Origin of the sequence: Aeoliella mucimassa (assembly GCF_007748035.1) — a bacterium.
Classification (GTDB): domain Bacteria; phylum Planctomycetota; class Planctomycetia; order Pirellulales; family Lacipirellulaceae; genus Aeoliella; species Aeoliella mucimassa.
Genome location: NZ_CP036278.1, coordinates 1,808,371 through 1,828,968, shown reverse-complemented (window position 1 = coordinate 1,828,968; position 20,598 = coordinate 1,808,371). Strand labels below are relative to the sequence as shown.

Below are 20,598 nucleotides of genomic sequence, written 5' to 3'. Positions count from 1 at the left end.
CTGGGTACAGCGTTGGAGGGAGGGGTGAAAAGGTGCGGAAAAGGTGCAGCAACACCTGATGTGTTGCCTTCAAACCAAACTTAGGTCACGAATAAGCGCAAAGCTAAAGAAGGCGATGCGAATCTTTCCACCGCGAACAGTTTAAGTTCATACGGCGCAGTCAGAGTTGTGGTTCAAACTCAACATTCCTTTTTTGGTGTTGCAAATACTCCCCACGTCCCCCACGGCGTGTGCAATCGCTGGTTCATGTTGCTCGAAATCAACAGAAACCGGCGCCCACCGAGCGAGGTCCGTTGACCCTTTGGCAGGATTGCTGACAATAGTCAGACGCATTCGCACTCGCGCCGAACGGCGAATGTCTGATCGCTTGCACCTAGAAAGAAGTCCGCATGAATCCGCCACGCATTGTCTTTGTGGGAAGCGTCAACACTTCTCGTACTACTCTCGAATCGTTGCTTCGCAACCATTGTCAGGTAGTTGGGGTTCTGGAGTTGGCTTCTTCGGCGTCGCGACATGTCAGCGGTTTTGCTCCGCTAGCCGACATCGTAGAGGGCACTAATATTCCGAGCGAGACATTCGAGAAGATTAACGAACCACAGGTCAAAGCCTTGGTTGAGCGATGGCAGCCTGATTTGCTGTTTGTCGTCGGTCTATCTCAACTCGTGGGAGAAGACCTGCTAAACCTGCCCACCGTGGGAGCGGTTGGCTTCCACCCCACTCGGCTCCCCAAAGGCCGAGGTCGTGCCCCCTACGCCTGGCTGTCGTTGGGCGAGACGGAAGCTGCGGCCACTTTCTTTCTGATGGACGAAGGAACAGACTCGGGCCCGATTCTCGTGCAGGAACCGTTCGAAGTCTCGGCGAACGACTACGCCAGCGACATCGAACAGTCGATTCACGACGCGATCCGTCGTGGACTCGATCGGTGGCTTCCGCAACTCAACGCGGGCGAATGGGCGCCGGAGCCTCAGGATCACTCTCAGGCCACCTATATGGGCAAACGCACTCCCAGCGATGGTCTTATCGACTGGCAGAAGTCGGCGACCACGATCGCCAGTCAGGTGCGGGCGGCGTCGCGGCCGTTCCCCGGAGCCTACACGTATCTTGGCGACTCTAAGCTTATTATCTGGCGTGCTTCGGTCGCCGTGGATTGCAACCATCACGGCGTCGCAGGCCGTGTGCTGAGCTTTACGAATGAATCGCAACCGCTTATTCAAACCGGCGACGGAGCACTGCTTGTCGAAGAGTTTGAGCTAGTCAGCGACTCCCTCGACGCAAACAAATTACGCATAGGATCGCAGCTTGGCTACTTCTTGGAAAACGAGGTGCATCGACTGCGAAAGAAAGTTGCCAGCCTGGAAGAACAGTTGAATGCCGTGATGGAGCGACTGAATCGAAGAATCATCAAAGAATAGCAACCTTGTTCTCGCGAAACATGGCTTCGCAACTCAGTCGGTAACTTTGGCCCAGTAGGGATGCAATCGGTCGCAGCGTGTGCGGGCATCTTCGAGCATCACCCTTAAGTCGGGTTCAATATTCCGGTCGCGGGGACTAATGCGAGTACCGTTCTTTTCGATCTCCATCGGCTGCTGGAAATCCACAAAGTCGGGCGATAGCCACACGGTGGTTCGTTCTGCTTGATGGAACACGCCGAGCTTGTTGGTTTCGTACATCCGCCCACGAATCTGCGTGGGGCGAGTGCCGCGGTCGGGGGGCCACGTCTCAGGAGCAACCATCGATCGTTCTGGCAAGCCTTCCACTTCAAGCCACCAAAAGAAATTATCCCACGGACGCATGCTCTTTACCTCGAACTCCGCGGGGGGAAGTCGCCGGCGTCGGCCAGGACTCGACATCCAGTCGAACAACCGCTGAATCTCGTCGTGGTACGGTTCGAAACCTCGTCCGCGATACTCCACGAGGGTGGCTGGAATACCAGGACGGAGATAGAAATCCCATTGGGTGGCGTTGTGCTCAATGTTGTCGCCGTTGAGTTCGCCATCCACGAAATACCAATCCACGTGCGAAGCATTGTCGCGATACCGTGGCGTGTACTTCTCGCTGCGAGCCAAGAACGGGATGACCCCCGCCCACAGATCGGGATGCGCGAGACCAATATCCCAAGCAGCGTCGCCGCCGATGCCATGGCCCGTTAAGAAGACGCGGTCGGTATCGATCGAGAAACGACGCATGGCGTCACGCAACGAGCCCAACACCGCTTGATGCTCACGCAACGAATAGTTGTATTCGGCCTGGTGTGGTTCTAACCAATCAACAGCAATTACGATGTATCCATGTCGCATGGCCTGGCCGATACGGCCTTGAGTTGGATGTGGCCCGCCTGCCCAATAGTCAAGTTGTAACTCGGGACGGTAGCCATGCCCGTTCAGGGTCAGGATGGTCGGGTAGTGGCGTAGTGGATCGTAGTCGGGTGGCAGTTGCACCAGATAGCGTGCCGGCCCGCTCGGTGCGGGTAGCTCGAGATGCATATCGAAAAAGCGAATGCCTTTCTTCGCATCTTCGGGCAGTGGCTCAGGTGGCTTAATGAGTTTGAGGATCTCGGCAACACGCTCGGGTGTGCCACCTTCGAGTTCGTTGATATCGTGTAGAATCTGTGCACGCCGGGCAGCCTGATCCTCACGCAGGTACTCCACTACTTTGTTACGCACCTGCATCAGCGACGCAGCGACACCAAAGTTATCGAGTGCCTGGGTCGATCCGAGCAACCAACCACTCATCGCTAAGGCCACTTTACGCTCCGCGGTCATTGCCTCATCATCTACTAACTGCATGAACGAAGCGGTCCGATTGAGCGTGTCGTAGGTCAGGTCAGTCTTGACTTCCTCCAGCAATTGCTTGCCGAGTTGCTGATGTGATGCGTCGGCTAGTTTCTCGATCTCGCCTGACAATTTACTGAAAAACAACTGTTTTCGTGCTTCAAGCTGGTCGTACTCGGTGAGAATCTCACGCACTTGCTGGAGTGTTTCTCCTGCGACATCTTCCGAAGGGAATCTCGGTAGCAGTTTCTTTACTAGCGTGTGCTGCCCCACCGATTGGCGAAGTTCAATCTCTCGCAGGATGCTTCGAGCACTCAACTGCCGGAGTTGCCGTAAGTTATCACCGAGTTCTTCTCGATCGGGAAAATCCTTACCAACCTTATCCAATTCGTCGGCCGCTTCCACATAGCGTTCGCTCTGTAGATAGAGCTGTACAATCTGCAACCGACCTTCGTAGTCGTCATCTTTGATCAACTGATGAAGAATCGCGGAAAGCTGGTCGCGGGGAATCGAACTAGTAGCCAACCGCATATCCCACTGAATCGGTCGACGGGCTCCTGTGAGTCCTTCCACCCGAACGTAGTCGGGGGTGATCTCGGTCATGCCTTGAATGATCGAAAGCGGACCATCCGGCGCTTGCATGACAAACCGCCGCCGTCCGAATTTGTCCCAGGGCTCAATCGCCAGGCTGGGGCCGACGCTCATCATTCCGCCGCCATGCTCGGCCACGTTTTGCCAAGGTCGCAGGCGGACAACGCGGGCGTCGTCGCCTTCAATCACTTCTTTGACATCGATGGCTTTCCCAACATAGGTTCGTCGCAAGCCATCATCCACGAGTAGAATGGGGGCGACTTTCACCTCGCCTGCCTTGGGGTCGGTGCTGTTGGGATCGTCGGCGACGCCCGAGAGGGTTATCACCTTCCCCTTGAGCACGCGACCGTCGTTGAGCCTGACCGTGGCCCCTTGGGCTAGCGTAGCGAACGACAACAAGCAGAAGATAAGTAAACGATATATCACGAAACAACCATTCGGAAGGCAATCGGCAACGAACCACATTCCCTATTCTCGCCCGCCGAAACAAGGCGTCAAACACCGCGGTGCTCCCCACCGTGAAATGGCCAGCCAGATCCCAGCTGGATGGTGCATATTTCCAGTTATAGCGGTTATGACTGTTTCGCTCGTCCGCACGGTACTTATTGCAACCAACACTGGGCCAACCTCAGGACCCTCCCGCTCATTCCCTCATTCCGGCACAATAGGGGGTATGAAGGATTTTCACCGCGAAAGTTTGTGCCACGACCCCATTCACGGGTACATTCCGTTCCTGTCTTACGTGCCGGAAGGGGAAACCCCGGAACGTGCCTTGCTGGACCATCCCTGGGTGCAGCGGATGCGGCAAATCCATCAGCTTCAGACCGCTTGGTGGGTCTATCCATCGGCCGAACATACCCGCTTCCAGCACATCGTCGGCGCCATGCACATGGCCAGCCAGGTAATCGACCGGCTTTATGACAGCCTGCTGGACACTTGCCATGGGCAGGCCCCCAGTCGAGGGTACGTGGAGTGCCTGGTGCGGGTCGCAGCGCTCCTGCATGACGTTGGGCACGGGCCATTTGGGCACTTTTTCGACGCCCACTATCTCAAAGACTACGGCCTCACCCACGAGACGCTCGGGGCCCGCATTATCACCGATGAACTCGGCGAGTTAATTCGCGGCATTCGCGAGTGCCCCACTTGCCGAATGAACGACGACGAGCAGCTCGACCCCGCCGAAGTGGCGATGCTCATCCAGCGTCCCAAGACCGACGACGCCCATCTGTATCCGCGCTGGCAAGTACTGCTGCGGAGCTTGTTCTGTGGGCTGTATACCGTGGACAACATGGACTTCGTATTGCGCGACGCGTTTATGTCGGGCTACAGCAATCGGGCTTACGATCTCGATCGCTTACTGCGATACAGTTTCTTCAGCGAACGCGGACTTACGATTCATCAACGAGGCATGAACGCCTTGGTGAAGTTCATGCAGACCAAAAGCGAGTTGTTCCGCTCGGTCTATTTCCATCGCACCGTGCGGGCGATCGACAAAACCTTGGGCGAACTATTTCGCGACAGTCGCGATCTGCTGTTCCCAGGCAACCCTCTGGAACACCTTGATGAGTACCTTCATTTCACCGAGTGGTCGCTGCTGATCGATGTCTCGCGTTGGGCCACAAGCGACGACCAGCGAACCCGCGAACTTGGTGAGCGTTGGGATCGCTTGTTGAATCGTCAGGTCGATTGGGTGACCGTAGAAGATCGCAACCAGACCATTCGCGAAGGCGATAGCGAAGCGGCCAGCGTGTTCAGTAAAGCGGGCCTGCTGGAGCAATCCATTCGCGACAGCCTGCCACCCGAGATGCGGAACATTGAAATGCAGATCGATCTGCCTCGCCATATTTACCGCCCCGATGCTCTGGCGGCGACCGCAGGGCAGAATTTCCAATACAATCCATCGACCGATAAAGTCTACCCGCTCACCGACGATAAACTCTTCGCTCAGCTGCCGATTGCCCACCGGGCTTGCCGGATCTACTTGCGGAAAAACCACACGATCGAGCAAGCCAAGGCCATCGGAGCAGCACTCGATACCATTATTGGTAGCCGCAGCGAAGACGACCTGACTAATATGTAAGAGGGCGAGGGTGCGAGGATCGGAGCAACTCGTCGACTTTGGTCGACGCCAGGTTGCCCGCTTCCAACAGTGCCTCCTCTCCCCTGCCCCATTGAATCCTGAATCCCGATTTCACTTATGAATCACGACTACTATCAAAACCCGCTCATCTCTCGTTACGCCTCGCGACAGATGGCAGCCATCTGGGGCGACCAAAAGAAGTTCAGCACCTGGCGGCGACTATGGGTCGCCTTGGCTGAAGCCGAAGCAGAACTTGGAGTGCCGATTGCCGAGGCTCAACTCGATGAACTGCGGGCCAAAGTCGACGATATCGACTTCGTCGCAGCGGCCACCTACGAAAAGAAACTGCGCCACGACGTCATGGCTCACGTTCACGTCTACGGAGACCAGTGCTTGCGAGCGAAGGGTATTATCCACCTGGGGGCAACAAGCAACTTCGTGGTCGACAACACCGACCTGCTGCTGATTCGCGAATCGCTGGAACTGCTCCGCGAACGAGTAGTATCGGTGATCGACGCCTTGAGCAACTTTGCTACAGAGCATCGCGATCTCGCCACCCTGGGCTTCACACATCTACAGCCCGCACAACCTACCACGGTGGGCAAACGAGCTACGCTGTGGGCATACGACCTAGTACTCGACCTGCAAGAGATCGAACATCGCTTGGCCACGCTGGCGGCTCGAAGCACCAAAGGAACCACCGGCACACAAGCGAGCTTTCTCGAACTCTTTGAAGGCGATCACGAAAAAGTTGCCAAGCTCGAAGAGCTCGTCGCGAAGAAGATTGGCTTCGACAACATCTATGCGGTGACCGGTCAAACGTATCCGCGCAAGGTCGACCACCAAGTACTTAATACGCTCTCAGGAATTGCAGCGAGCTGCCATAAGGCGGCCACTGACATTCGCATCCTCGCCCACCGCAAGGAGATGGAAGAGCCGTTCGAAAAGAACCAAATCGGTTCGTCGGCCATGGCCTACAAACGCAATCCCATGCGAAGCGAACGTATCTGTGGGCTGGCTCGCTTCGCGATGAGCTTGGAGACGAGTGCTTCGGCGACTCACGCGACACAATGGATGGAGCGGACGCTCGACGACAGTGCGAATCGCCGCCTCACGCTTCCTCAGGCATTCCTGGCCGTCGACGCGATTCTGTCGATCTATCACAACGTCGCCAGCGGACTGGTCGTGTATCCGAATGTGATCGCCAAGAACCTAAACGAAGAGCTTCCGTTCATGGTCACCGAAAACTTCCTGATGCAGGCAGTCTCGGCAGGCGGTGATCGCCAGGAATTGCACGAGCGTATTCGGCAACATAGTCAGGACGCAGCTGCGGTGGTCAAGCAACAAGGCCTACCGAATGATCTACTCGACCGCCTGCAACAGGACGAAGCCTTCGCCGGCGTGGACGTGGCTGCTGCCATCGACCCCCAGTCGTTGGTAGGCCGCGCGCCCGAGCAGGTCGATGCGTTCCTCGCCGAGGTGATAGCCCCGATTCGTGAGAAGTATGGCACCGGCTCCGGCGGCGAAGAACTGCGAGTCTAAAACAAAAGCCGCTTGCGTCTTCGCACGGAGGACGCAAGCGGCTGTTTCGTTTCGATTGGTGTCGCCAACTAAGCGGTCGCACCGAACTCGGGTCGGCGGCGGCCCAACTGCCCTTGCAGGCGATTGACGATCGCACTGTGCATCTGGCTCACGCGGCTCTCCGAAAGATCGAGCGTCGCGCCGATTTCCTTCATCGTCAGTTCTTCGTAGTAATAGAGAATGATGATGAGTCGCTCGTTGCGGTTCAGACCCTTGGTCACAAGACGCATGAGATCCGACTTTTGAATCCGCTTGGTGGGGTCTTCACCCTTCTTGTCCTCGAGAATATCGATTTCGCGGACATCTTTGTAGCTGTCGGTCTCGTACCACTTCTTATTGAGACTCACCAGATTCACAGCATTTGCGTCGGTTATGAGCTTCTCAAGCTCCTTAACGCTAATGCCCATTTGCTCGGCTAGCTCGTTCTCGTTGGGTTGACGACCAAGTCGAGTTTCGAGTTGCTTGACCGCTTCATTCAACTTACTGGCTTTGCTACGCACCAGGCGAGGCACCCAGTCCATGGTACGAAGCTCATCGAGCATGGCACCACGAATACGTGGCACACAATACGTTTCGAACTTCACGCCGCGGTCCATATCGAATGCATTAATGGCATCCATCAGACCAAACACACCAGCGGAGATCAGGTCGTCGAGTTCCACACCATCGGGAAGTCGCGACCAAATGCGTTCGCCATTGTATTTCACCAGCGGCAGATACTGTTCGACAAGCCGATTCCGCAGCATTTTGTTCGTGGGATCAGCCTTAAACTGTATCCACAGTTCGGTGATCTCTTCTTTCGATGCGGTGGTCGTCGCGGCCATTCATTCCTCCGTGATTCTTCAAACGCGTCGCATCATGCGAGGCGTATCTTGCAAGCGGATAAGTGTTGGGGAGTTCTACTCAGTGTTTGAACATAGGCTGGGCGTTACGTCGCCTCAGTGGATTGGGATGCTTCGAGATTCTCTTCGAGTCGCTGACGTACGGATTGATCCACCGTCTCCTGGGCAACGCTGCCCAAGACAAAGCCGATCATCGCAAAAATGACCAACGCCACGATGGCGTTCATCATCGTGCTTTCCACTCCCCCGCTGGCCATGAACCCGCGGGCTAATGTTAGCGCCGCGGCCAGGTAGCCAAGTACGCCAGCATATGCTCGCCCCATGAATCCACCTTTTGATGCCGTTAAAGTTCATCCACATCATCCATCCTGTCACGCGAGTGCGCGAGATGGCTATGTCGAACTTTATCGGCATAAGGTGACTCAAAGCTTGAAGCGATCTGAGAAGAAACACCCAATTTTGGATCATCGAGCAAAACTATTGAGCACGCAGACTCAAATCCCAATCAGTGTGATAAGCAAGTTGACAAGGTTCTGCGAAAAGGCGTCGCGAATGGCACGACGTAGCCTGTGGTAGGCAAATGAGATGCAACCTTATAGCTATTGCGAGGGGGTCGACGCAATAGGACTGTGATCATTTGAGCTTGCCACCGGTGCTAACATTGCTAGCCTGTCGACCAATTGTGGCAGGTGCAAACGTCCATATTCTTCCGGCGACTTCACGATAACAGTATGCGTAATAGGAGCAGCGAGAAACCGCTCGCATGTTTGTTGCAAGCGATCAGCCGCGGTGTCGGCGCGAGTCTCTTGCGACTCGCTCCATACAACAATTTCGATACGCGGCAGTGGGGAGTCCCCACTCACTTGCTTGAGCAACTTGTATGACGCAAGGATGGAGTCGTCATCGGCCGTCGACATCAATACGCAGGCCGAAGCTCGTTTCCACTGCGGTTCGTCACTCGCTTGATAGGGACCGATGAGTTCGGCTATTTGCCAGTCACCCATTTCGATACTTTGTTGAGAGGGGTCGACTCTCGCAACCTCGATCGATCGAGTGCTTGCCTCTTGAAGCAACAGCTTACTGACAGCATCGACGTGCGAATGCTGGTTCGCCGCTACGAATACGAACAGCGGAGGGCCAGTCGATACTGCTGCCGCTTGGCGAACCGCCCTTACGAGCTGTCGGAGTTGGTAGGCTTGATCGTCCATCGAGTTCATCCCGCAACAAGACGCCCCCGTCCTGACAATATTAAACAGCTACAGAGCTTCCCAAGATCTCGCTGGCCAGACCGTCGCAGGTAGCAATGGCGATATCGTCGGGCACATTCTGACCATTTGTCAGATAACTGATCGGGAGCGGGCATTGCCGAAGCAACGCCAGCAGATGCCCCAAACTGGTCGCTTCGTCGAGCTTCGTGAGTAACAGCGATGTAGCCCCCACCATGCTAAACCGTTCGGCGGTGGTGATCAGGCTACGCGTAGCCGCGGTACTCGACAGCACCAAGTGCACCTCGTCGGCCTGGGCTTCGCCGAGCATCGACTTGAGTTCTTGAATCTGCACTTCGTCGCGCGGACTACGTCCCGCTGTGTCGAGTAACACCAGGTCGAGTTCCGTCATTCGCGCCACGGCCTCACGCATTTCGCGTGGCGTAGCAACCACTTCCATCGGCAAGTCGATAATATCCGCATACGTTCGCAATTGTTCGACCGCAGCCACACGGTAAGTGTCGACCGTAATTAATCCAACTCGCTTCTTCTCACGTAAGCGATAGTTAGCCGCCAGTTTGGCAACCGTCGTGGTTTTTCCCACGCCAGTCGGACCAACTAAGGCGACCAGTCGGCGTTCACCTTCGACCAATTGAATGGGGCCAGCCGCCTGTATCTGGTCCGCAACCAGATCATGTATCCGCTGGTGGGCGACTGCTCCTCCCTGCAAAGTGCCTTGGGCACCTAGGATGTCGATCAGTTCACGGGCGGTTCGCTCGTCCACGTCGGCTTCTATCAGATCGGTGTAAGCCTCGAACAACCCTTGTGGCATTTCGTTCTCACGACGCGTAGTGCTCGACGCGCAGAGCTGTTCCATCATCGACTGTAAATTACCCAACTGCTGCGACAACTCGGTGTCAATCGCCTCACGATAACGCGACCGATAGTCCATGTCCTCATGCACCGCAGGGATGGCAACCGGCGCAGGCTCTTCGCGAACAGGCCCGGCAGCCACTGCCGACGCCATCTGTGGAGTAGGCTCAGCTCGCGAGGCAACGATCTCAACCTCTCGGCCCAGCATCAGTCGACGCAGCAATCCATTGTTGACTTCGCGTGTGTGAACCACCGAGGCATCGTTACCAAACTCGCGGCGCACCAGGTCTAACGCTTGCTGCATTGATTTGGCGCGGAATGATTTGACTTCCATGTCTGCACACTCAGTTGAACGAAAAGGGTCGGGAATATTATAAGGCGACTAACCGAGAACGCGTCCTGCGATGAAACTCGGGTGGTCACCAGCGGGTTAACCATCGGTCACCAGGCCATGGGTGACAATCTTTGTATCCTTCGTAATCTCGTTGAAGCTCAATACAACCAGTTGCGGCAAGTGGTTCTGTGTAACCTGCTTGAGAGCCGCGCGAACCTGTGGGCTGACCAGTACGATGGGTGTATGGCCGAAGTTCGCGAGCTTCTCGATCTCCAGCTTAATCCTCGCACAGGTGGCTTCGATGGCTTGCGGTGCCATCCGAATGAACAATCCTCGCTCATTGTGTTCCGCCCCGGCGCGAATACGATCTTCGACCGCGGGATCCAACGCAACCACGTGCAACTGGTTCTCACTATCCCGGTATCGTGTGCAAATCTGCCGTGCCAGACGATGGCGGACGTACTCGGTTAGCAGCACCGGATCTTTCGTACGCGGAGCGTAGTCGCCGAGAGTTTCGAGGATCATCGCCAATTGACGAACCGATACCTGCTCTTGTAGTAAGAGCTGCAGCACCCCCTGTACTTCGGCTAGCGACATGGTGCCTGGGATCAGCTCGTCGACCACAGTCGGGGATACGTTCTTCAGCTCGTCGATTAAATGCTTCGTCGCATCGCGAGTGAGAATCTCGTCCGCATGACGGCGACAGACTTCGGTAAGATGCGTCGCTAACACAGCAGCCGGCTCCGCAACGGTGTAACCAAACAACTCGGCTTGATCTTGAAGGCCAGGTTGAATCCAGCGGGCTTCGGTACCGAAAGCGGGATCAGTGGTCGGGATGCCATCGATGGGATTCGAAGTCATGCCCGAATCGATGGCTAACAACATTCCGGGCTCGACACTTCCGCCGTCGATCGGCATGTCGGCGATCTTGATGCGGTAGTCGTTGGGATCGAGTCGCATGTTGTCACGAATGCGAACCTTCGGCATCACCAACCCAATTTCAGAAGCCACGTTATTGCGTACACGGCCGACGCGCTCGAGCAGGTCGCCACCGCGATTCGGATCGGCCAGACGAATCAGCCCCACCCCAAGTTCGATCTCCATGGGATCGATCGCCAAGTAGTCTTCCACCCGCTCTTCGGGCTTCTTGGTTTGTTCTTGGGCCGCTACGGCTTCTTCTTTTTCTCTCTGAGTCTTCGCTCGCTTGGTCATGGCATGCGCCATACCGATGCAAGCCAACCCGAGTGATAACAAAGGAATGCGTGGCAAACTAGTGAAGATCAACACGCCCAGAAACCCGCCGGCGACGGCCAACGCTTGCGGACGCGAGAAGATTTGTTCGATGAACTGTTGCGGCATGTTCGACTTGCGGGTGCTTCGCGTCACGAGCAGACCAGCCGCCAACGAAATCAAGAATGCGGGCACCTGACTCACCAGTCCGTCGCCAATCGTCAGACGAGTGAACAAGCTGCCTGCTTCGCCAATCGGCATACCGAGTTCGAAAACACCGATTACCAGCCCGCCAACGATGTTGATCACCGTAATCACGATACCGGCGATCGCATCGCCGCGTACGAATTTGCTGGCACCATCCATCGCCCCGTAGAAATCGGCTTGCTGGGTGATCTCTTCGCGCCGCCGCTGGGCTTCCTTTTCGTCGATAATCCCAGCGTTCAGATCTGCGTCGATCGCCATTTGCTTGCCGGGCATGCCGTCCAAGGCAAAACGAGCCGCGACTTCACTAATACGCGTAGCACCCTTAGTAATCACCACAAACTGGATGACCACGATGATGACAAAGATGATCAGACCAACGACGATTTTGCCATCACCCGCTACAAAGTCGGCAAACGCAGTGATCACACCGCCGGCCGCCTGAAGATGATCGGTTTCCGCACGAGTCAGAATCAACCGGGTGGTCGCTACATTGAGCACCAGCCGGGCTAGCGTGGTTGCCAAAAGCAACGAGGGGAAAATATTAAAATCGAGCGGCGAGCGCACGTAGATGGTCGTCAGCAGCACGATCACCGACACGGTGATATTGCCCGCCAGCAGCACGTCCATCAGTGCCGGTGGCAATGGAACCATGATCACCAACACGCTGGAGATAAACGCCAGCGGCAGGATCAGCTCCTGGGCACGTTGTACCCAAACAGGCATGATAGGAGGTGGTGAGGCCATCGCCACAATTGCTTGATGAAGTAGTCGCCCTGCTCGCCCACGTCGGCGAGCGGGCAGACCGTACCCGAACCGCCCTACCTTGTCCATACCGACAGTTACCAAGTATTGGATGCGTGGATACCTTGTTTGATTCTCTGCTGTGCGAATCAGCACGCGCTGTTTTACGGGATATTAGCTAGATTTTTGGCACCTTGCGTCGTGTGCCAATCGCGCAGATACTCAACTAGAGTTACGAACAACCTTGCGAACTGCTGGCATCCTCCCCAGTACGATGCTCCCCGTGCGGAGCCCTTGAATTGAGGAACTGGCAGTCTCCGTATCAAGCCTAAAAGGGAGAGTGACCATGCGTCGTGCAAAGATCTCAATTGTCGGAGCCGGTAACGTAGGAGCTACCACCGCTCATTGGTGTGCAGCTGCCGAACTCGGAGACATCGTGCTCCTGGACATCCCTGGCGAAATGGCCGACATGCCGCGCGGCAAAGCGCTCGACCTCATGCAGTCGTCGCCAATCTTTGGTTTCGATTCCACCGTGATCGGCACCAACGACTACGCCGACACCGCTGGTAGCGACGTGGTAGTCGTCACTGCGGGCATTCCTCGCAAGCCCGGCATGAGCCGCGACGACTTGCTAGCAACCAACGCCAAGATCATGACGATGGTTTGCGAGCAAGTGAAAGCCACCAGTCCCGACGCCGTGGTGATCGTCGTTAGCAACCCGCTCGACGCCATGGTGCAACGTGCCATGCAAGTCACCGGATTCCCACCATCGCGCGTCATTGGTCAAGCCGGTGTGCTCGACACTGCTCGCTATCGTACGTTCCTCGCCATGGAACTCGGCGTCAGCGTCGAAGACATCTGTGCCCTCCTAATGGGTGGTCACGGCGACACAATGGTGCCGCTGCCTAGCTGCACCACCGTTGGTGGCATTCCTGTCACCCAATTGATTGACGAGAAGCGTCTGGAAGAAATCGTCGACCGCACCCGCAAGGGTGGAGCCGAGATCGTCGGACTCCTGAAGACCGGCAGCGCTTACTACGCCCCCGCCGGTGCCACCGCCCAAATGGTGGAAGCCATTATTCGCGATAAGAAACGCCTGATTCCTTGTGCAGCCTACTGCGACAAGGAATACAATGTCGGCGGCTACTACGTAGGTGTTCCCGTAATCCTTGGCACCAATGGTGTAGAGAAAATCGTGGAACTGAAACTCACCGAGACCGAGACTGCTGCGTTCCAACACAGTGTCGATGCAGTGAAAGAACTCGTCTCCGTCATGGCTGGTTTGGTCTAAGCAAACCTCATTTGTCAATCGCCATAAATAAGGTTGCTAGCGAACTTTGAGCAACTAAAAATGTCCGGCGTTGACACCCTGCAGCCAGTTCGATTAAAGTCGGTTTACTGCCTGGCAATCTTGTTGCCATCAACAAGATTGCCAGTGCATTAACCTCGGCATGCTTGTCGCAGGTTGCTATTGCTATTTGGAGTCGATGCTGCCGCCGTTAGTCGAGTTTCTCCCCTTTAGACGACGTACTACGTAGCCTTGGTCTTTCTTACTAACCAAGTCGGTAACATTCGATCTGCTTCTGACTACCGGTCTATCTCCGGGTCGGTTTCCTCCCACCGCCTTGCGGAACCACAACCGCATTGGTCGTAGCACGAATTTATACATACCCAGTCCCCCCTGAGATAATCGCATGAAACGCCGACGTGCCGTTACCGCAGCGAACGAATCCTCCTGGCAACACTTAATTCCCACCCCACCCACCAGTGGCCTGGGAACCGCGCTAGCGATGGCTCCCGCTCGAACGACTGTCGACACCCCCGTTGCGACTTTTCTGCCGACAAATTACGAGATGGGATACTCCTATCCCCTGATCGTTTGGCTCCACGAAAAAGGTGGCAACGAGCGGCATTTGCCGCAAGTCATGCAGCACATTAGCACACAAAACTTCGTTGCCGTGGCCCCTCAGGCTTCTCACGAATGCAACGATCAACTCCGCAGCTACCAATGGGTTCAGCAGCCCGTAGCGATTGCTGCTGCTGGCCAGGCGGTGAGCGAAGCCATTGATTTGGCCCGCAGCGAATTCAGCGTTCACGACAGCCGCATTTTCCTTGTCGGCCATGGAAACGGCGGCAGCATGGCACTGCGATTGGCCATGCAGACCCCCGAACGTTTCGCGGGCGTGATATCGATCAATGGTGCTCTGCCTCGTCGCCACTCGCTGCTACGCAACGTAAACCGATTGCGTAAGCTCCCCTTCTTACTCTCCTCTTCTCGGGATTACCCACAGTATCCCGAAACCGCTGTTTGCCGCGACCTGCGACTGCTTCATTCGGCCGGTTGCAACGTCGATATCCGCCAATACCCTGGCAGCGACGATCTAACCACCTGCATGCTCGCGGACGTCAACCGCTGGGTCATGGAGCGAGTTTGCGGCTAATAGCTCTGCAACTACTCTCGTGCTAGCACTCTGCGCGCACGCTATCTCAAGGGCCGTTTGCCTGCAACTGCTTGCATGCGCTCACAGATTGCATTGACTCGGTTGATTCGGTTTTGTAGAAGCCCTAGACGAACCTGCGCCTATTAGATTTACATGGACGTAAATCGGCTGGTTTGCAAGGAATCGAAGGACCGATCCTGGTGGCCGACGAAACATCGACCAACGCGAACGAAACCAAGCCTGCCGGCCTGATCGGCAAGCTCATGGGTTACGTGCACGGCATCCGCGACTGGGCCGCGGTAAGTCTGCTGCGCCAGATCCTGTTGGGCGCCGGCTTCCTCGGCGTGCTGCTCGCAACCATCGGCACCTGGTTGTATCTTGCCGCACTCACGGTATCAGACAGCTCACCAACCATCGCCGATGCTCTCGAAGCCTACGACAAAGGCGAACTGCAAGAAGCACGCCTGCTGGTGGTCGAACTCACCGACAGCGGTGAAATCGATCCGGCTGACTACGGTGGTCCATTGTTTGTTCTCGGCGCGGTGAAAGCCGCCGAGGCCGAGCAACAATGGTCCTCACTACAACGCCAGAGTCAGTATCTGATTGCTTCGAAGTACCTGCAGGAAGCCAAATCGGCAGGCTTTCCGAAGACTCGCATACAGGAAGGCAACTACCTGCTTGGTCGCAGCTTACTGGAAAGCGGCGACGCCACGGCTGGTCTACGGGTGCTTGAAGAAGCTCTGCAAGACGACTCAGCCGATCACACCGACCTGCATCTCACACTAGCTGCTGCCTACTCGCTTAGCGATCCCCCGCAGTTCGAAGCAGCACTCAAACATATCGACACCGCGCTCGAGAGCAACGATTTACAGGGCGAGAAACGCTCGAAGACGCTGCTCGATCGCATCGATACGCTCTGTCAGCTCGGCCGATACAACGAAGCACGAGCTACGCTCCAGGCGATTCCCGCTGAATTGCTCACCGACAACCAGATCGCCATGGCTTCGGCTCATACGTGCATCGCAGAACTACAACGCTTTCTCGCTAGTCGCATCGATCCGAACCAAGAACCAACACAGCTTTACGCAGCGGTAAAAGACTCGATTACAAAGCTCGAACGCATCTCACCTGCGGAAGATAACGCCGAAGAAGCCATGTACCTGGCCGGCGTTGCGTATGGGCTTAATGGCGAGACCAACCGAGCAATCCGCCAATTTGAGCGTGTCCGCAAACTGTTCTCCGCCTCGCCGGCTGGTATTGCCGCATCGGTGGCCGAAGGCGACATCTACCGCCAACAAAAACGCGACGACAACCAGGCACTCACGGCTTATCGGCGCTGTCTGTCGGTGCTCGACAGCCCTAGAGCTTATCGCAATGAATACATGCCGTTGCACGAACTGCGTCAACGCATGATGGCCGCGCACGCCGACTTCCTGGCACGCGACCAATACGAATCGGCCAAGACTCTCGGAGAACAACTGGGGAGCTTGCTTGGTAAAACCAAGCAACTTGAACTCGAAGCCGACACCTACAATCAATGGGGTCGTTATTTAGTCGATGAGGCCGCTCGTGGTGTCGTCGATGCGAAGAAAGTACAACGGGAAGGCCGCCGAAAGCTGCGAGAAGCGGGAGTCGACTACGAGCAATACGCCCGAAGGGTGTTCGCTACGCCTGAGTATACTGAAGCGGTATGGAAGAGTGCGGAGTGCTATCAACTCGGACAGAGCTACAGCAGTGCGATTCGCATGCTCAACGAGTATCTCAAGAATGAGCCTGTGAAACGCAATGCACTAGCACTGCTTCGCCTGGGACAAGCCCATCTGTCGTTGGGCGAAGTCGACGAAGGGGTGTTCGCCCTCGAAGAATGTATCGAACTCCACCCACAAGACGCGGCGGTGTTCCGAGCCCGCTTGGACTGCGCAAAAGCCTTCGGCGATCATGAACGCATCCGCGAAGCCGAGCAACTACTGCTCAGCAATCTGCACAGCAGCGGTCTTACTCCAGAATCAGCTGAATGGCGAGAGTCGCTGTTCGAGCTAGGGCATCTGTTGTACGACGCAGAACGCTACGACGAGGCCGTGGACCGACTTGGTGAAGCGGTCGAACGAAAAATCGGCGGTAACAAGTCGCGCCTCGCCAATTACTTGATTGCTGAATCGTACCGACGCGCTGCGGAAAAACCGCTGCAAGACCTTGAGCAAGCCAAAACCGCCAACGAACGCGAAAGCGGAACCCGCGAGGTGCAGCACCTCTTAAACAAGGCGTTGCATCATTACGAGCAGGTACGAGTCGACATCGCCAATAGCGTGTCCACTACTCCCCTTGATCGTGCGATGCTCAGAAATTGCTACATGTTCAAAGGATCGGCTTTGTTTGCACTTGGTCGCGTTGAACATTCCCCCGAGCGGTTCAAGCAGGCGATTGATGAATACTCCAACGTTTCCACCCTGTATCAGAACGAACCGTTTGTACTGGAGACCTTCGTTCAAATTGCAAATTGCTGGCGTCGATTGAACGACCCGGTGAAGGCTCGGCTCAACGTGGGGCAGGCGCTCGAGCTGTTGCAGCAACTCCCCGAGGATGCCGATTTCTCCCAGACCACCAATTTTAATCGCAGTCAATGGAAATTGATGTTGGAGCAGATGCTCGAATGGTAGTACGAAGTATCTCTCTTTCCCTTCCTTGTCCCTGAATTACTATGACTTCCCTGGCAACCGACAATCTGGCGGAACTCATTCGCAAGAAGCAGCAAGTACTGCTGCAACTTCGCGATATCGGGCTCAAGCAACAACATGCCGTCGACTCGGCGGATACTTCTGGCTTGCTGCAACTACTCGGTGCCAAGCAACACCTGATTGCCGCCTTGCAGTTGGTGGAGCGCCACCTACGTCCGTTCCAGGCGGAGGATCCTGAACAACGCGTGTGGCGGTCGGCACAGGATCGCCAAGCATGTGCTAAACGTGCCGAAGAGTGCAATCAACTGCTTAAAGAAGTGATGGACCTCGAACGCCAACAAGAGTTGCGGATGGTTGAGCATCGCGACCGCGTGGCGGCCCGTCTGAAACAAGCGGGCACAGCCCAGCGGGCGGTGGGTGCTTATGCCCAGCAGCGGAGCCCGCAACCACGAACTCCAATGCTCGACAGTGGTCCCGCCAGCACCTCCATCGATCTAACCTCCAATTCCCATTGAACCCCAACACATGAATCCGTCTCCTTCCAACCAGTCCTCCGAATCCCCCCCGACCGACGCACCCCATCTGCGTTTGTACTCCGGCGATGCGCACGAGCAGCTCACCGCCCAGGCTGATCTGGAGACACTGCTCGATGCTTGGAACACCGCAACACTCCGATTGGAACATACCCATGCAACGCTGCATGCCGAAGTGGCTCGACTGAGCGACGAACTGGAATGCAAGAACCGCGAGCTTGCTCGCAAAAACCGACTCGCCGACCTGGGCCAAATGGCTTCGCACGTGGCCCACGAAGTGAAGAACAACCTGGTACCCGTTACCTTGAACCTGAGTTTGCTACGTCGTCGTCTCGCTGACGACTCCGTGGCGCTCGATACTCTTTCCCAAGTCGAGGCAGGGTTTCAATCCCTGGATGCTACCGTGAACGATTTACTCAGCTTCACCGCACACCGTCAGCCGCAACCGAGTAGCTTTATTGTGGGCTCGTTGGTCGAAGAGGTCATCGAATCACTTGCTCCTCAACTCGAAGCACAAGCAGTGGATGTCGATATCGACATTCCACCCAATACGGTGCTTCAAGGCGATCGCGAAATGGTTCGCCGGGCGCTGCTTAATCTGGTGCTTAACTCGCTCGATGCCATGCCCGACGGTGGCGAGCTGGTGATCACTACTTTTGAAAACAGTGCTGCCTTGGAAATTGAGGTTGCCGACAGCGGACCAGGCGTGCCGGAACAGTTCCGCCGCAAACTGTTCGAGCCGTTCTTCAGCACCAAGAGCTCTGGTACCGGTCTCGGCCTGGCGATTGTCGAGCACGTGGTCCAAGCCCATGGCGGTACAGTCAGCGTGTCGAACTGCCCTGAAGGTGGTGCAGCTTTCACTCTGCGATTCCCCTTGATCAACCGTGGCACTCTGGGAGCGGCTGCATGAGCTTGTCTACCCAGACAACGCGAATCCTGGTGGTCGACGACCACGCTCGCTCCCGCGAGTCGGTGGCCAGCGTCCTGCGCCATGGTGGATACGAGGTACACGCCTGCGCCAGCGCACGCGAGGGACTGATCTATCTCCGCGAGCATGGCAGCGACGTCGTCATCACCGATCTGCAGATGCCCGGCATGGACGGACTGGAGTTCATCCGCGAGATTGAACGCTTGAGCTTACCAGTGGAGATCTTGATGATCACCGCGCACGCGTCGATCGATACCGCGGTCGAAGCCATGCGTCACGGTGCGTTCGACTACATTGAAAAGCCCTTCGACATCGATCGACTCGAACAAGCGGTCGCCACCGCTTGCTCCCGGCGTGGTTTGCTCACCACTGCCGAGCCGACCGGTCGCGTAATGGTCGGCGACAGCCCAGCGATGCGAGAGCTGCGGCAGCAACTGCAACGCATCGCCCGCACCGACGAAACCGTGCTGATATGCGGCGAAAGCGGCACCGGCAAAGAGCTAGTCGCCCGCGAAATCCACTTGGCCAGCCAGCGTGCAGGGGCAGAACTGGTCAGCCTCAACTGCCCGGTACTCTCCGAACAACTCACCGAAAGCGAACTCTTCGGCCATCGTCGAGGAGCCTTCACAGGAGCGGATGCCGATCGCGTCGGGCGCTTCGAACTCGCCCAGGGCGGCACCCTGCTGCTCGACGAAATCACCGAAATCGATCTGAATCTACAGGCGAAGCTGTTGCGAGTGCTCCAAGAACGCAAGTTCGAACCGGTTGGCTCGAGCCATAGCGTGACTGCCGATGTGCGGGTGCTGGCCTCGACGAACCGAGATCTGCAACACGAAGTGGCCCAAGGCCGGTTCCGCGAAGACCTTTATTACCGCTTGAATGTGGTACCAGTGCAATTGCCACCACTTCGCGAGCGCCGCGACGACATCCCTCAATTGGTCCAGCACTTCTTGAACCAAGCCAACCACCGTTTAGGGGGCGACCCGCGAAGCTTTAGCAGCGACGCCATGCAGGTGATGCTCGATTATCGCTGGCCCGGTAACATCCGCGAACTACAGAACGTGGTTACCCGCGCCTGCGTGCTAGCAGACCATCAGGAGATTGCCGGCAACACGATTCGCTCCTGGTTGGGCTCGGCTCCAGCAAGTGAACCTGTACCAGAGATCACAGTCGACACACTGATTCCCAGCGAAGACGTCACGCTTGCCGAAGTCGAGCGGCAAGTGATTCTCGCTACCTTGAAACGACATAACGGACACCGCGCCCGCACCGCTGCCGCCCTCGGCATCGGCGTGCGAACCCTTAGCGGAAAACTACGCAACTACGGAGTCGCCCCTCGAGAAAACAACCTGGCAGATGTCGCCTAGACCAAGTGTGCTAGCGGCAAATAATGCCGAACGGCTTCGGCAACAATAGCTGCTAGCAGACAAGACTGGCTAGCAGGCTCGCAACTCGCGGACCTTAGGCAAACAAGCGAAACCACAGGAAACTCCGAGTGGCAGCAGTTACTGCTACCTGCTCGGCAACTACCAGAATGGATTGGCACGTCGGTTGCTTACCATCGCA

The 20,598-nt window shown here is 56.4% G+C and carries 15 protein-coding genes; 9 read left to right on the top strand and 6 right to left on the bottom strand.

The window, feature by feature from the left end; genetic code table 11:
- Positions 1-389 precede the first annotated feature (389 nt).
- Positions 390-1,412, top strand: coding sequence for a methionyl-tRNA formyltransferase (locus Pan181_RS07335; protein WP_145246209.1), 1,023 nt, complete (start codon positions 390-392; stop codon positions 1,410-1,412).
- 33 nt (positions 1,413-1,445) lie between these two features.
- On the opposite strand, the gene Pan181_RS07330 is transcribed toward Pan181_RS07335, so the two are convergent.
- Complete coding sequence (locus tag Pan181_RS07330; protein WP_197529006.1) at positions 1,446-3,761, bottom strand: carboxylesterase family protein; 2,316 nt, start codon at positions 3,759-3,761, stop codon at positions 1,446-1,448.
- Positions 3,762-4,035: 274 nt separating this feature from the next.
- Here Pan181_RS07330 and Pan181_RS07325 point away from each other — a divergent pair, with 274 nt between their 5' ends.
- Both Pan181_RS07325 and purB read left to right on the top strand, forming a co-directional pair.
- Positions 4,036-5,442 carry an HD domain-containing protein gene (locus tag Pan181_RS07325; protein ID WP_145246207.1) on the top strand — a complete coding sequence of 469 codons (1,407 nt, stop codon included), beginning with the start codon at positions 4,036-4,038 and terminating at the stop codon, positions 5,440-5,442.
- A 117-nt stretch (positions 5,443-5,559) separates the two neighbouring features.
- The gene (purB, locus tag Pan181_RS07320; protein WP_145246206.1) at positions 5,560-6,984 is read left to right on the top strand and encodes an adenylosuccinate lyase; all 1,425 of its coding nucleotides are present in this window, start codon (positions 5,560-5,562) and stop codon (positions 6,982-6,984) included.
- Positions 6,985-7,052: 68 nt separating this feature from the next.
- On the opposite strand, the gene Pan181_RS07315 is transcribed toward purB, so the two are convergent.
- The 5 genes from Pan181_RS07315 to flhA form a co-directional block, all read right to left on the bottom strand.
- Positions 7,053-7,847 (bottom strand): FliA/WhiG family RNA polymerase sigma factor, encoded by a 795-nt coding sequence (locus Pan181_RS07315; protein WP_145246205.1) that lies wholly within the window; start codon positions 7,845-7,847, stop codon positions 7,053-7,055.
- A 104-nt stretch (positions 7,848-7,951) separates the two neighbouring features.
- Positions 7,952-8,188, bottom strand: coding sequence for a hypothetical protein (locus tag Pan181_RS07310; RefSeq protein WP_145246204.1), 237 nt, complete (start codon positions 8,186-8,188; stop codon positions 7,952-7,954).
- A 276-nt stretch (positions 8,189-8,464) separates the two neighbouring features.
- Positions 8,465-9,073, bottom strand: coding sequence for a MinD/ParA family ATP-binding protein (locus tag Pan181_RS07305; protein WP_145246203.1), 609 nt, complete (start codon positions 9,071-9,073; stop codon positions 8,465-8,467).
- A gap of 40 nt (positions 9,074-9,113) precedes the next feature.
- Complete coding sequence (gene flhF, locus Pan181_RS07300; protein WP_145246202.1) at positions 9,114-10,277, bottom strand: flagellar biosynthesis protein FlhF; 1,164 nt, start codon at positions 10,275-10,277, stop codon at positions 9,114-9,116.
- Positions 10,278-10,373: 96 nt separating this feature from the next.
- Positions 10,374-12,437, bottom strand: coding sequence for a flagellar biosynthesis protein FlhA (gene flhA, locus Pan181_RS07295; protein WP_145246201.1), 2,064 nt, complete (start codon positions 12,435-12,437; stop codon positions 10,374-10,376).
- Between the two features lie 364 nt (positions 12,438-12,801).
- Here flhA and mdh point away from each other — a divergent pair, with 364 nt between their 5' ends.
- The 6 genes from mdh (at position 12,802) to Pan181_RS07265 (ending at position 20,399) form a co-directional block, all read left to right on the top strand.
- Entirely contained in the window at positions 12,802-13,746 is a 945-nt protein-coding gene (mdh, locus tag Pan181_RS07290; protein WP_145246200.1) for a malate dehydrogenase, read from the top strand.
- Between the two features lie 403 nt (positions 13,747-14,149).
- Positions 14,150-14,896 carry an alpha/beta hydrolase gene (locus tag Pan181_RS07285; RefSeq protein WP_145246199.1) on the top strand — a complete coding sequence of 249 codons (747 nt, stop codon included), beginning with the start codon at positions 14,150-14,152 and terminating at the stop codon, positions 14,894-14,896.
- Between the two features lie 200 nt (positions 14,897-15,096).
- On the top strand, positions 15,097-17,553 hold the full coding sequence (locus tag Pan181_RS07280; protein WP_145246198.1) for a tetratricopeptide repeat protein: 2,457 nt from the start codon (positions 15,097-15,099) through the stop codon (positions 17,551-17,553).
- A gap of 41 nt (positions 17,554-17,594) precedes the next feature.
- On the top strand, positions 17,595-18,086 hold the full coding sequence (locus Pan181_RS07275; protein ID WP_145246197.1) for a hypothetical protein: 492 nt from the start codon (positions 17,595-17,597) through the stop codon (positions 18,084-18,086).
- A 10-nt stretch (positions 18,087-18,096) separates the two neighbouring features.
- On the top strand, positions 18,097-19,014 hold the full coding sequence (locus Pan181_RS07270; RefSeq protein ID WP_145246196.1) for a sensor histidine kinase: 918 nt from the start codon (positions 18,097-18,099) through the stop codon (positions 19,012-19,014).
- The gene (locus tag Pan181_RS07265; RefSeq protein WP_145246195.1) at positions 19,011-20,399 is read left to right on the top strand and encodes a sigma-54-dependent transcriptional regulator; all 1,389 of its coding nucleotides are present in this window, start codon (positions 19,011-19,013) and stop codon (positions 20,397-20,399) included. Before Pan181_RS07270 ends, Pan181_RS07265 begins: the two co-directional genes overlap by 4 nt.
- Positions 20,400-20,598 lie beyond the last annotated feature (199 nt).

Excerpts from the sequence above, each read along its gene's own strand:
- Pan181_RS07335 (WP_145246209.1), top strand. The coding sequence starts at position 390 with ATGAATCCGCCACGCATTGTCTTTGTGGGAAGCGTCAACACTTCTCGT.
- Pan181_RS07325 (WP_145246207.1), top strand. The coding sequence starts at position 4,036 with ATGAAGGATTTTCACCGCGAAAGTTTGTGCCACGACCCCATTCACGGG.
- purB (WP_145246206.1), top strand. The coding sequence starts at position 5,560 with ATGAATCACGACTACTATCAAAACCCGCTCATCTCTCGTTACGCCTCG.
- Pan181_RS07315 (WP_145246205.1), bottom strand. The coding sequence starts at position 7,847 with ATGGCCGCGACGACCACCGCATCGAAAGAAGAGATCACCGAACTGTGG.
- Pan181_RS07310 (WP_145246204.1), bottom strand. The coding sequence starts at position 8,188 with ATGGGGCGAGCATATGCTGGCGTACTTGGCTACCTGGCCGCGGCGCTA.
- Pan181_RS07305 (WP_145246203.1), bottom strand. The coding sequence starts at position 9,073 with ATGGACGATCAAGCCTACCAACTCCGACAGCTCGTAAGGGCGGTTCGC.
- flhF (WP_145246202.1), bottom strand. The coding sequence starts at position 10,277 with ATGGAAGTCAAATCATTCCGCGCCAAATCAATGCAGCAAGCGTTAGAC.
- flhA (WP_145246201.1), bottom strand. The coding sequence starts at position 12,437 with ATGCCTGTTTGGGTACAACGTGCCCAGGAGCTGATCCTGCCGCTGGCG.
- mdh (WP_145246200.1), top strand. The coding sequence starts at position 12,802 with ATGCGTCGTGCAAAGATCTCAATTGTCGGAGCCGGTAACGTAGGAGCT.
- Pan181_RS07285 (WP_145246199.1), top strand. The coding sequence starts at position 14,150 with ATGAAACGCCGACGTGCCGTTACCGCAGCGAACGAATCCTCCTGGCAA.
- Pan181_RS07275 (WP_145246197.1), top strand. The coding sequence starts at position 17,595 with ATGACTTCCCTGGCAACCGACAATCTGGCGGAACTCATTCGCAAGAAG.
- Pan181_RS07270 (WP_145246196.1), top strand. The coding sequence starts at position 18,097 with ATGAATCCGTCTCCTTCCAACCAGTCCTCCGAATCCCCCCCGACCGAC.
- Pan181_RS07265 (WP_145246195.1), top strand. The coding sequence starts at position 19,011 with ATGAGCTTGTCTACCCAGACAACGCGAATCCTGGTGGTCGACGACCAC.